The organism is Thermoproteota archaeon (assembly GCA_030130125.1).
Taxonomy (GTDB): Archaea; Korarchaeota; Korarchaeia; order Korarchaeales; family Korarchaeaceae; genus Korarchaeum.
In genome coordinates, this window is record JARZZM010000023.1 from 1 (window position 1) to 11,688 (window position 11,688).

Consider the following 11,688-nt stretch of genomic DNA (forward strand, 5'->3'; position numbering starts at 1 on the left):
GTGTCCGACTCCACCGCTCCCGGCGAGTACAAGCTGGAGGTCAAGGCGAAGAACAAGGAGGGCAACTACAACATTTACGACAAGGTCAACATAACGATCCAGGTGACCAGCGCTCAGGAACCTGATTTTTCGCTCTCAGTCCCCCCCCCAGTCAGTCACCGTGGCGCAGGGACGGGTGGCCGAGTACTCGGTAGCTGTAACTCCGGTTGCTGGCTTCTCGGGGACGGTGCACTTCACCTCGTTGCCCAACGGGGATTAGGAAGATAGTGTGACCACGCGAGGGATTCACGACATTTGTTGGAGGGTGGAAGCAGTTGGAACCAATAGAGTAGAGCAGCCCGCGCCGATTGATATTTACGGACTAACCCCCTTTCCTCTTTATAATGTGCGCAGACGCCTCACCTTCGAAGGACCGGGAATTGCTGTGGGAATTCTTATATGGGAAATCCCACACTAGCACGTTGGATAACATGTTGGAGGTGAGGCTCGGAAAGAGAGGGAGGGTAGTGATACCCTCTAGGATAAGGAAACTTCTGGGACTGAAGGAGGGCACCGTCCTCATAATGGAGGTGAGGGAGGGAAGGATAGTCCTCATCCCTAAGAGAAAGGTCTCAATTGACGATATATTCGGAGCCGCGGGCGTTGGAAAGGTGGAACTGGAGGATGTGGAGGGAGGGCTTGCCGGAGAGGAAATTCGTTGATTCTAACGTATTCCTGTATGTCTTGAGAGCGGATCCTAGGTACGGGGAGAGAGCCAAAGCCCTCCTCGGGGAAGGAAGATTGGTGACATCCATCCTGGTGGTCTCCCAGGTGTTGGCTCATTTGGAGAGGAAGAGGTCTCTGAACGCAATTCCTCTATTTCTCGAGTTCTTGGAGGATCACCCAGTGGAAGTGCTGCCCACTCTCTTCGAAGACTTCATTGAGGCCTTGAGTTATGCTAGGAGAGAGGGTATAAGTCTGAAAATGTGGGACGACCTGATCATAGCAGCCCAAATGAAGAGGGAAGGGATAAGAGTAGTGGTGAGTAACGACAGAGATTTTGACCGGATTGACTGGATTGTAAGGGTATTCTGATGCGTGCGCGGAGTACAAGAGCAAGCCGATCTGGCGGGCAGTCTCAGGAAGACGCCTCCCCAAGGAGCGTTCCTCCCGACCACGTCGAGCCTCCTGACCCTCCCCTCCCTCAGATCGTAAACCTCCGTCCCCCTCAGCTCGCCTGGGATCTCGATGGGGACCTGACCGGCCGCGACCATCCCTAGGTCGTAGACCGCGAGGGCCCAGTGGCTCGAGTTGATCCTTTACTGGAAGCATCCCACCAGTAGGCATTCGGCGCACCATCACTCAACGCCTCCCCTTCAAGCTCTGAAGGTGTTAGAGCGATCCCGTCGTGCCCGAAGGTCATTGCTCCGGCGAAGGCTTAAAAGGATGCGTCCTCATCTCCGGGCAGTGAATAGCTCACATGCGTGAATCCCAGCCTGAAGTCAATCCTTCCGGCCTCCTCGTACACGGACTCCACGAGCTCGGGGACGTAGGTGGCTGGGCTCTCCCATTTCCCAACCTCCTATGGGAAGAAGACCGTCGTCCCCGTTCCTGACATCGGTGAAGTGGGACTCGCTGACGTTCCAGTCCGCGGAGGCCATGACCCGCGGTCCGCACCTGTAGGCCTGGTTGGAGACTATGAAAACCCTCAAGCCCCTCCTCTCTCCCTCCTCCCTGAGCTCACCTATGAAGGGGAGTAGGGCCTCCTGAAGGCTTTCGCCGGGGCTCTTCCTGAACTCCTCCACGTAGCCTGGAGCCTCCTCAGCTGTATCGGGATCGCAGGCCCGGGGGACCAGTCGAAGAGGCCCCTAGTACCCTTACCTCACCGTCTATCGACCAGCTCCCTGGCCCTCAGCGACCTTACCTCCTCGCTCCCGCAGTCGCAGGCTAGGGCAGGGCCGTATGGACCATCGAACCTCACAAGGAAGAGTGACTCGTTCCAATCCCGGCTTCCCACTCGTATCTGGCGAAGAGCCAGTCGTAGAGGATAGCCTCGCGCTAGAGCGCTTCAGCTCCCTGATAGCATCCTCGATCGGTTCCACCTCAACGATCTCGGAGATGACGGCCACTCTCATTCTGATCGCGGTTGGCCCATGAGGTAGAGGCGTACCCTGCCGTTGGGTTCGGGACGTGGGACCATCATACCGATAAGTCCCGAGAGGATCAGGATTAGTAGGAGCAGGGGGAACTCTCGCTTGCAAGCGGTTTACCTCCTATGTCGGTCTCATCCGCTCCCACTGAGGGGAAAACCTTTCGCGTCGATGCACTTGGCCAGTTACGGAAACTGATATGGGACGCCTCGGCTGCCGATCGCGCGGGCCGATCGGATGGCGTGTACCTCACCTGGGTAGTTCAGTCGGTTCAGCTCTTTCTTCAGTCACCAACTCTGGCTGAGGTCACCGTAACCACGCCCATCTCTCTGCATACCACGGCCTTCTTCAAACCTCCCGACTCCACCACATACACACCACTCCTGACAACCTCGCACACCTCGTCGCTGCCCGCAGGCACCTCAGGAAACTCGCAGATGATATTACCTCTCGCATCCATGACCCTCACCCCATCGAGACGGGTGTTAGCGTGGATTATCACGGTGCCGTACTCGCAGTAGGCGTGGAAGTCGAATCTCAACGAGTCCGGGCGTGAGAGGACGGATGTGGCGTAGAAGTGGACTGCCAGCAACGCGATTATCAGGGCGGCGACACCGAGCAGGACGATTCCCGCGCTCCCCCATTCGCCCAGTTCCAAGCCGCTCCCCTTCGAAAGATCGAAGGACTGCTTTAATGATTTTCGGCTCTGGAGAGGTAACTGGCACACCATTCGAGCTATCGAAAGCGTCCAAGCATTTTCCCAACGTTTCCATGCGGTGCCACTCGACCTATCCAGCTTAACCCCCGCTTCTTGAACCTCATGAAGCGCTAGTTTAGGACGAAGTGCCTCTAGTTAAAGGCAAGGGGTTCGTATCCCCAGAGCCAAGTTGCTCCCGATCATCGCCCATGCACTCAGTAGGGCTCATCCTCCCTTCCGCATCTCGAAACTTGTATCGGCGATGATAGACTATCTTTCTCGGGGTCGGTGAGGGAGGATGAGTCAACCTCCGAACTTCTTCCCATTTCATTCGAACGATTCGTCGGTCTCTCGACGATCACCCTGAGCGCGGGCTCAATCTCCAGTATGGACAGGAAGTCCTCATCCGTTGTGAGGAGCTCCTCATCCCTGTTCAGGCATACGGCCGCTACAAGGAGGTCGGCGGCGCTCATCGGTTTTCCTAAAGACCTCATCCTCTCCTGTAAGGAGGCAGCTCTCAGCTGGTCCGCTTCGGTCAGGAAGTAGATCTTACCGCGGAACTTACCGTAGAGCCTCACAGGCGGATACTCTATGAGGGTGATGGAGGTGATGTTCCCCTCCACCTCCCTCCCTCGGCTGACCCTTAGGATGACGGAGGAGGTATCCAAGATCATGGCCCGACCTCCTTCAGCCTCTCTATCCTCCTCCTCTCCCTCTCTCTCATCCTCTTCAGGAGCTCATCCTCGCTGATCCGGGGCGCTAGCCCCGAGGGGAATTCTATACCGCTGATCTCGATCAGGACCTCGAGCTCCTCCCTGGTAAGGCCCTCCTCTCGAGCTTTTAGTGACAGTATCTCCTTGATTATGGCCCGTCTGGCCACCTCCGACCAGTTCACGCTCTTGTACCTCTTCATCAACTTGTGGAGCCAGTCGGGCACGCTTAGTGTTATATTTGCCATGTGTGAGATACGTGTAACGTGGATAAAAAACATTGACCCGCGCTCATCTCCCGTACCTGGCAGCCAGTGACAACTTCTATCTTTGAGTAGGCGATCCAAGAGGTGGGGAGATGAGGGAGGCGCGCCTCTTCACACCGCTCGATGATGTGGTCGAGTGCAGGGTGTGCGAGCACAGGTGCAGGATTAGGCAGGGGAAGAGGGGGATCTGCGGTAACTACGTGAACAGGGACGGGAAACTCTACCACCTCGGCTATGGGAGGCTCAGCGCCGTGGAGAGCAGGCCCATAGAGATAAAGCCCCTCTTCCACTACTGGCCCAACAGCACGGCCCTCACCTTCTCCAACTGGGGTTGCAACTTCCACTGCCTCTGGTGCCAGAACCATGGCCTGAGCTTCCGGTCACCTGAAGAGGGAGATCCCGTAACCCCTCCCGAGGCCCTAGTCGAGATGGCAATTCGAACGGGGGATCAGGGCCTATGCGCGAGCTTCAACGAGCCCACGACGAACTTCGATTATCTTGTGGATGTCGTCGCCTCGGCCACCGAGAGGGGCCTCTACTCCACGATGGTCACCAACTGCTATCTAACACCCAAGGCCTTAGAGGAGCTCGTTAGGGCCGGTGCTGACGGATGGAGCGTGGACATAAAGGGGTGTCCCGGGATGAAGGCCCTTCCCCGTGTGGACCACGAAAGGGTGATAAGGAACGCTAAAACTCTGTTAGACGCTGGTGCCCACGTAGAGATGGTCTACTTGGTGGTTACTGGGGCCAACGATTTCGATGAGTGCTATAAATGGATAATAAGGAGGCACTTGGACCTGCTAGGCGGAGATGTGCCGCTGCACATTAACAGGTACTACCCTGCACACCTCTGGAGGGAACCACCGACCCCCCTCGAGAGGCTGATGGAGATAAAGGAGCACGCAGCGAAGGAGGGAGTCCGCTATGTTTACGTAGGCAATGTCCACGATCCCGAGCTTGAGACCACCCGATGCCCCTCCTGTGGGAAGGTCCTCATAGTGAGGAGGGGATACAGGGTCGTGAGGTTCGAGCTCTTCGAAGGGGAGGGGAAGTACAGGTGTCCTAGGTGCGGCCACACGATTCCGGTGAGAGGAAAGTACATCCCCTCCCCATGTGAGTGAAGCGTTCAAGGCTTCGTTCAGTAGAGAAGATGCAAAGACGCACGTTCCTATTCAGAATTAACACGTCCGGGCTTGAAATTTCTCGACCTTTTCCAGCTAGGAAGCCGCTCCACCGGGTTGACATCGGAAGATCATTTCATTAAATACGAGGATCTTTTCTCGTCGATTCGTTAAGGAAAAGCTAGAATACGGCTCCATTACAGTGACAATGGTGCCAGTAAGCTTGTCGGAGGATCTGGGTAGTGTACTGGTGTCGTCCTCCGGCCCAAAGTATTATCCCGGGGAAAGCTCCCCATAAGGAGGAACAAGCTGATTTTCAGGGTAAATGTCTTCCACAGGATCATCGGGGGGAAGAGCTTCGAGATAGAGAGGAACGAGATTACCGACTGGTGGATAGATGATGAAGGGGATCTACCAGATATCATTCCTCAAGGCTCCCATGGGAGAGGACCTTGAGAAGGCGAGGAATAAGCTGATCGGGTGGCTGGAGGATCGGTGAAGGAGGAGTGCGTTGGCGAATAGACGGCTCTACAGCGGATTCAATGGGCTCATCGGTCGCGTAATGGACATCCTTATTAGGTTGACTCCGCCAACCACCACCATGAGTTTCACCTACGAACTGGTAGCTCACAGACCTTACGATGAGCTGCTCGCTGATATAGGTCACTCCAAGAGCATAGATATCCTCAGGAAGGAATGCGAGAGGATGGTATCCTCAAATCCCGTTTTCAACTACCTTTGGGCCCTCAAAGAGGAGAAGGGGAGCTATCTGCTGGCTATGGTGATGAGGGATGACAGCTTCCTGAGGATCTCCTACTACTTAGCCTTCCCTCTGGAGGAGTTGGAGGCTCTCTACTGGCTGGTCGACGATAATGAGCTCGCAGAGCTCGAGGAGGAGCTGGAGGAATTTCTGGCCGACGATTCCATCGACTGGGTTGGTGGTCACTTGGGGGTGGCGGCTGGACCCCTTCTCTTGAGAAGCGGGAGGGTGTTCGAGGACTCGAGCCTGCCGGAGGTAGTGGTGGGGATCAAGATAAGGGAGGAGAGGGCCCTTCCTGTGAACTGAGGCCTAAGTGTATGCTTAACACGAAGGAAGCTAGGAGGATGAGCGAGCCGACGATGAGGAGGGCCGGTCCTAACCCGAGGCCGACGGTGACGGCCAGGCCCCTTCCGCCTACTGATTCCAGCCTGAGCCTGAATATCCAGAGGGTAGCCATCCAGAATCCAGCGCAGAGGAGGCCTGTCCCACCAGCGAGCAGGGAGAGGGGAGACCAGATGGCCGACGCTGCTGCCGCTAACAGCGCCACGATCAGGAGTGTGAGGGTCATGTAGAGGAGGCCAGAACTCCCGTCTATTATCCCATAGTCGGCCTGAATTGTCGAGAGGGACCTGAGAAATTCCAATATCGTGAAGGTCCTCATCCCCTTACTTGGGGGATACATCACGACCCATGGCTGTAGAGAGCTGAGTATAAGCAAGGCTAAGCCGAGCAGAGAGAGCAGCCTCGTTACCTTGTTCCGAGAAGAAGCGAGCAAATTATCCCCTTCGTCTTCCATCCCACGGTTAATAAGGTTGCCCACCCGAACTTACCTCACGGTCCTTGCCCGGTGGATCGCCCCGATAGGTGCTGTCTTACCGGGAAGGCAGGGCTTCGCGTTCTAACCGTGTTACTGGTGCACGGAGATGCTCCCAAGTCCCGAGGGAGATGTGCGGGCGTTTAAGCTTCCGGAAGATCCACGATCGCAAACTTATATGGGGAGCTCGGGGTTTATGTGAACCAGGCCTGTCACGAGAAGGGTCTCCGCAGACCTCACGCCCCTGTGGGATCTAACGGCCTCGTCTATCCTTGACACATGCTCCATGTCCCTCGCGTGGAATATGGCCACTATATTGTACTTTCCCGTCAGCTTGAACACGTGGGTGGCTTCAGGCATCTCCTTCAACCCGTCGAAGACCTGATCTAGGTGCTCGGGATCCACATCCGCCAGAACTATCACGGAGAATGGAAGACCGACCCTCCTCGGATCTAGGAGGGTGTAAAACCCCTTTATGACCCCCTTCTCGACGAGTTTCTTTACTCTATACCTTACAGTGGCCTCAGGGACCCCAAGCTTCCTAGCCAGCTCGCTGAACGGGATCCTCGAGTTGAGCTGAAGGATCCTGAGTATGCTCACGTCCAGCTCGTCTAGCTCCTCGATACTTATGCCCATCGGTTAATGGGATCCCCGCTAATACCTATAAAATGATATGACGGCCTCAGCAGGCCGGGATCACCCTAACGGACACCTTCGCCTTTGGGGCCAGCTCGGCAGCGATGGCCATCACATCGTGCTGCAGCCTGTTGATCTCCTTGGCCCTCATCTCAGGATCCGCGCCCACCCTTATCTCTAGCCTCACGCAACTTCCGGACCTCACGACCTCAACGGACGTCCACCTCACGCCCCTCAGCTCCTCTATCCTCTCCCTTATCTCCTCCAGCGGGAGGCCCTCACCAGAGTGGTCCATGTGCACTATGACTTCCTCGACGCCTAGGGCCCCTTTCAACCTAGATTCGACCTCCCTGGCGATCTCGTCAGCCCTCTTCAGGTTGATGTCATCGTCGAGGACCACATGCAGGTGCAGCCTCTCCCCCCTCTCCCCGTAGAACTCAAAGGTGTGGGCCTCCCTCACGCCCTCCACCGACTCCGTCACCTCCTTGGCCACGCTCCCCCTCGATCTTCCCGCTGCGAGGGGCACTATCATGACCTCGGAAGGTCCTATCTCCACCCTAACCCTCTCCTCGAGTCTCTTTATTATCTCGTTCGTCCTCTCCGCTGTGATTGACGGATCGACCTCGATCACAGCATCCACTAAAGTTATCTTACCCAGCTTCCTGGCCCTCACCCTCCTGACCGCTACTATCTCCCTGCAACTTCCCAGCAGGGAGTATATCCTAGCGAGGAGCTTGGGATCTATCCTGTCCAGCAGGTCGCTAGCTGACCAGTAAGCTACCCTCAGTGTGGAGGGAACCACGAGGGCGGTGGCCAACAGGGCGGCGATGGGGTCAACAAGCGGGACCTCCTTCGAGATGAGGAGCACCCCCACCACCACAAGGGTCCTAGCCGCATCCCACCCGTAGTTGATGGCCTCGGACTGCATCATCCTCACTCCTTCAGATCCGCCCGTCCTCCAGAGGGCGAGCGACCTTGCCACGTTCACCAGACTCGTGGCTGCCAGCAGTAGAAGAACCTCATTCGTCACGCTCGGTGGGACCAGGGGTCCGAGGAGAGCTGAAATGCTCCTGAATATCACGCAAGCCTCCACCTCCATAAGGAAAATGGAGGAGAGGAGGCCCAGCAGGCTGTCGAACTTGGCGTGCCCGTAAGGGTGATCCGCGTCCGGCGGCTTTCTTGAGAGCTTTATTCCCATCAGGGTAACGGAGGATGTCAGGATGTCTCCCAGCGAGTCGAGGAGTTCCCCCAGTACGGCCATGCTGCCTGTGACCAGAGCCACGAAGAGCTTCACCGCCACTATCGCAGCGGATATGACTACGGAAGCGATGGCTACCCCCTCGGCTCTCTCCACCTGAAGTCCCGCTCCTAAAGCCACCGGATGATTTTATCTTATCCCCTCCTGCTGGTGTATGCTTACCATAAGGGACATCTTCGACGCATGCAACAGGAAGGCAGCCCGGGGGATGAGGGTCATAGGAGCTCACATAGGGGCCCCTTCTCACGATCCACCTCTCCCAGTGTCCGAGGTACTCTCAGAGACTGGAGAGGTCGGGCGGAACTACCTTCCATTCACGGGGATGGATGAGGCCAGGGATGCGGTAGTGGACTTCGCCTCGCGCTTTCTGAGGAGGGATTACGAGAGGGATAGAGTTTTCATGACCAACGGAGGGGCTCAGGCCCTCCTGATCTCTTCACTGACATCTTGGAAGCTGAAGAAGGGGAAGATCCTGATACCGGCGCCTGGCTTCATCCAGTACTTCGAGCACCCCGTGGAGTTCTCCTATCCCGTGGAGACCTATAACCCCCTAGCCGAGGACCTAGTGAACGAGGTGCTGGGGAGGATCGATGGCGCTGGTGCGGTGCTCATCAACTTCCCGAACAATCCCACGGGCCACCTCCCTCCTAACTCGGCGCTCAGGGATCTATGGGACGAGCTCCGGAGGAGGAACGTCCTCCTGCTGAATGATGCGGCCTACTCACAGATCTACTTCGGGGAGAGGGTCGAGATCGTCGGAGATGTGGTTATAGACACCTTCAGCAAGACCTTCTCCCTTCCGGGGATGAGAGCTGGCTACATCTACTGGGGTGCGGAGGGCAGGGAGCTCGTGGGGAGGCTGATATACCTCACCACAGCCGGTGTATCCGAAGTGGTGCAGAGGTTGGTGATGAGGATGATCGAGGCGGCCAGCGACAGATACTTCGAGGGGGTCAGGGAGCACTACAGGAGGATGAGGGACGCGCTGGTCAGGGAGGCCTCAAAGGCAGGCTTGGAGTTCGTGGAGCCTAGAGGGGCCTTCTACCTCTACGCCAGACATCCTGAGGTGGAAGACTCGGAGGAGCTGGCCCTGAAGCTCCTCGACTCAGATCCCGTCGTGGGAATAGTGCCGGCGGCCGCGTTTAGGGGAGGTAAGGAGTGGTTCAGGGTGAGCTACGGCAGGCTAAGGGAGGAGGAGATGGCGGAGCTAATGGAAGCCATAGGCAGAGCAGCTGGACGATGACGTAGGCCGCGAGTATGAAGGGTATGAAGGGGTAGGTGGGAGCGATCCACATGCCTTCTCCCTCTTCCCGTATCTCCGACCTTTCGAGCGGGGCCAGTGCCGCTCTCAGGATGAACCTCCTCCTTCCATCCTCCCTGACCTCGGCAATTCTGGCTCCAACCGCTAGATGCTTGGAGTAGGGAGAGAGGAGGAATAAAGCCAAGACCCTCCTGTGAAGGGGCTCATCGAACTCCCTCAAGAGCTCAGGTCGGCGGGATACCCTGGCCAAGTTGATCACGAATTGGAAGGGGAGGACCATCACTAAGAGAAGCTTAGAGAGGAGATAGACAAGGAAGGAGGGAGGAAGGTAGAGGTATGGCTCGGTGGAGATCAGAGCGAGGGTCAGGTAGGCCAGGAGATCAGCCTCCCCGCTAGCTGAAAGGAGCCACTCAGCCAGGAGCATGATGACCAGTACTATAATGATGGGCCAAGCTACCTCTAGGTAAGAGAGGGTCCTCCCCGGATCTAGAATCCTCAGCACAGCCCCTCCTACCAATCCGGGAATCCAGACCCAGTCCGGCACCTCCCTGTTGAGAAGATCAAAGGCGCTGGCTATCAGCAGGACGGTAGCGGCGAGCAGCTGTTCCAGCAGATCAACCACCATCCTCATATTTTAGGACCGGCACCTATAGGGGGAGGATGATCTGTACTACCCGGCCCTGAGCAGTGATGATGCCGGCATTGCCTGACTCCCCCTTGAATCGGTCCCTCAAATAATATCTCCTCCCCGCCGCATCGGCTTTTTCCATCCATGTCAGCTCGCCAACCTCTGACAAATAACGGTAATAAGGGTTATATTGAGCATCTTGAGGCAGCTTGATGGCGATATCATGTCCATGAGCTTGATGGCCACGATAATAGGTCTCCTAGTGGATACGGTAGAGATCATCAGGCTCGGGAGGGGCTTAAGGGATTACGTCGCTAGGAGGGCCAGTAACTCCGATGAGGGGGTGGATATCCCTGAGAAGCCTGAGCAGGAGGGGGCGCTATCTAGAGATGCTGGAGGAGCTTAGAGGCCGATCTCCTCCCCTCATCCATGTGAACCATCGCAGCTTCCTAATAGGGAGGCCCGAGGATACGTGCCTCAGGCGATGAACGGCCATCCGAGTCCAAGTTGGGCCCCATCACGTCTAGATCGCATCCGCTATTCCCCAGCTTCTCGGCGCATCCTCCTAAGGTCGCATCAATCCCGCGAAGTTTCACGGACACCGAGTGAGGTTAATCAGCCTACCATCTTGAGGGTACTTCCGGAGCCTCATGAAATGCCTGTAGTTCAGGGTGAGAGCCCCCAAGTCCTTCGCGATGGCTGTAGCCAAATAACCGCTCTAAGTCTGGGGGCATCCTCCCCCATACAGATTCGAGCGGATGGCTCTGGTATCTCCTTGATGAAGTCTTCGCCGATCAGCCGCTTACTTCTAGATAGATCCTCTTTGAGAACGAGCCCTGCTATCATGAAAGCCTTGTCTAGGTATGCCCTTACTATGCCCTTACTGAGTCCAGCTATTAGGAGAGTGTTCTACAGAAAGGGTAGTAGTCGACATGCCCTCTGACGCTGGGCGTCTTAAAGGAGTTCCTCAACCCTGTAGACGAGCAAAATGCCCCCTACCAATCTGTCATCTACCTCACCGGATTTCTGCATTGAAATGAGCACGTCGAGATTGGAAATTGCTGTTAGGAAACCCCTAGACCAAGAGGCCCGTTACCTTAGAACCTAGGATGGAGAAGTGAGGGAGTACTGCGGATACAAGTTGTCTCCCTTATCTCGCCCCTAGAGATCCTCATCAGGAAGATATCGATCCAAACGTCTTGAAGAACGACCAGATCGTTCACTATGGTGAATACTAGAGAGAAGGTCCCTAGCTTCCCCGCTCCACCCGAAGTGAAGGACCTTCTCCCAAGGATTTCGGATGCCGTCTCTGTCAACCATAAGTATTTTTACCTAAATCTGGATGCTCCCTTGATTGGTTCGGTTCCTACGGAGGAGCTCGCTACCCCCCTCTCAGATTACCCTGATC

At 56.3% G+C, this 11,688-nt stretch carries 16 protein-coding genes; 6 read left to right on the forward strand and 10 right to left on the reverse strand.

Going from position 1 to position 11,688, the window contains the following annotated elements; all coding sequences use genetic code 11:
- Window positions 1–419 precede the first annotated feature (419 nt).
- Window positions 420–701: an AbrB/MazE/SpoVT family DNA-binding domain-containing protein gene (locus QI197_04775; protein ID MDK2372673.1), complete on the forward strand. Its 282-nt coding sequence runs from the start codon at window positions 420–422 to the stop codon at window positions 699–701.
- On the forward strand, window positions 664–1,074 hold the full coding sequence (locus QI197_04780; protein ID MDK2372674.1) for a type II toxin-antitoxin system VapC family toxin: 411 nt from the start codon (window positions 664–666) through the stop codon (window positions 1,072–1,074). Before QI197_04775 ends, QI197_04780 begins: the two co-directional genes overlap by 38 nt.
- 407 nt (window positions 1,075–1,481) lie before the next feature.
- Here QI197_04780 and QI197_04785 read toward each other — a convergent pair whose 3' ends face one another.
- The 5 genes from QI197_04785 to QI197_04805 form a co-directional block, all read right to left on the reverse strand.
- Entirely contained in the window at window positions 1,482–1,784 is a 303-nt protein-coding gene (locus tag QI197_04785) for a hypothetical protein (protein ID MDK2372675.1), read from the reverse strand.
- A gap of 77 nt (window positions 1,785–1,861) precedes the next feature.
- Window positions 1,862–1,996, reverse strand: a complete 135-nt coding sequence (locus tag QI197_04790) for a hypothetical protein (GenBank protein MDK2372676.1) — start codon at window positions 1,994–1,996, stop codon at window positions 1,862–1,864.
- Window positions 1,997–2,412: 416 nt separating this feature from the next.
- Window positions 2,413–2,787: a hypothetical protein gene (locus QI197_04795; GenBank protein MDK2372677.1), complete on the reverse strand. Its 375-nt coding sequence runs from the start codon at window positions 2,785–2,787 to the stop codon at window positions 2,413–2,415.
- Window positions 2,788–3,041: 254 nt separating this feature from the next.
- Window positions 3,042–3,500 (reverse strand): DNA-binding protein, encoded by a 459-nt coding sequence (locus QI197_04800; protein ID MDK2372678.1) that lies wholly within the window; start codon window positions 3,498–3,500, stop codon window positions 3,042–3,044.
- Window positions 3,497–3,784: a hypothetical protein gene (locus QI197_04805; GenBank protein MDK2372679.1), complete on the reverse strand. Its 288-nt coding sequence runs from the start codon at window positions 3,782–3,784 to the stop codon at window positions 3,497–3,499. Before QI197_04805 ends, QI197_04800 begins: the two co-directional genes overlap by 4 nt.
- Before the next feature lie 110 nt (window positions 3,785–3,894).
- On the opposite strand from QI197_04805, the gene QI197_04810 reads away from it, so the two are divergent.
- Window positions 3,895–4,923 carry a radical SAM protein gene (locus QI197_04810; GenBank protein MDK2372680.1) on the forward strand — a complete coding sequence of 343 codons (1,029 nt, stop codon included), beginning with the start codon at window positions 3,895–3,897 and terminating at the stop codon, window positions 4,921–4,923.
- 511 nt (window positions 4,924–5,434) lie between these two features.
- A complete protein-coding gene (locus QI197_04815) occupies window positions 5,435–5,989 on the forward strand; it encodes a hypothetical protein (GenBank protein MDK2372681.1) in 555 nt (184 codons plus the stop codon).
- Here the strand turns inward: QI197_04815 and QI197_04820 are convergent.
- The 3 genes from QI197_04820 to QI197_04830 all read right to left on the reverse strand — a co-directional run bounded on the left by QI197_04820 (window position 5,952) and on the right by QI197_04830 (window position 8,511).
- Window positions 5,952–6,458 (reverse strand): hypothetical protein, encoded by a 507-nt coding sequence (locus tag QI197_04820; GenBank protein MDK2372682.1) that lies wholly within the window; start codon window positions 6,456–6,458, stop codon window positions 5,952–5,954. The genes QI197_04815 and QI197_04820 overlap by 38 nt on opposite strands.
- A gap of 213 nt (window positions 6,459–6,671) precedes the next feature.
- On the reverse strand, window positions 6,672–7,133 hold the full coding sequence (locus QI197_04825; protein ID MDK2372683.1) for an Lrp/AsnC family transcriptional regulator: 462 nt from the start codon (window positions 7,131–7,133) through the stop codon (window positions 6,672–6,674).
- Window positions 7,134–7,179: 46 nt separating this feature from the next.
- Entirely contained in the window at window positions 7,180–8,511 is a 1,332-nt protein-coding gene (locus QI197_04830; protein ID MDK2372684.1) for a cation diffusion facilitator family transporter, read from the reverse strand.
- A 34-nt stretch (window positions 8,512–8,545) separates the two neighbouring features.
- On the opposite strand from QI197_04830, the gene QI197_04835 reads away from it, so the two are divergent.
- On the forward strand, window positions 8,546–9,634 hold the full coding sequence (locus QI197_04835) for a pyridoxal phosphate-dependent aminotransferase (GenBank protein ID MDK2372685.1): 1,089 nt from the start codon (window positions 8,546–8,548) through the stop codon (window positions 9,632–9,634).
- Here the strand turns inward: QI197_04835 and QI197_04840 are convergent.
- Complete coding sequence (locus tag QI197_04840; GenBank protein MDK2372686.1) at window positions 9,555–10,283, reverse strand: hypothetical protein; 729 nt, start codon at window positions 10,281–10,283, stop codon at window positions 9,555–9,557. The genes QI197_04835 and QI197_04840 overlap by 80 nt on opposite strands.
- A gap of 187 nt (window positions 10,284–10,470) precedes the next feature.
- Between QI197_04840 and QI197_04845 the strand changes: the two genes are divergently transcribed.
- Complete coding sequence (locus QI197_04845) at window positions 10,471–10,686, forward strand: hypothetical protein (GenBank protein ID MDK2372687.1); 216 nt, start codon at window positions 10,471–10,473, stop codon at window positions 10,684–10,686.
- A gap of 691 nt (window positions 10,687–11,377) precedes the next feature.
- Here the strand turns inward: QI197_04845 and QI197_04850 are convergent.
- The gene (locus QI197_04850; GenBank protein MDK2372688.1) at window positions 11,378–11,596 is read right to left on the reverse strand and encodes a hypothetical protein; all 219 of its coding nucleotides are present in this window, start codon (window positions 11,594–11,596) and stop codon (window positions 11,378–11,380) included.
- Between the last annotated feature and the right edge of the window lie 92 nt (window positions 11,597–11,688).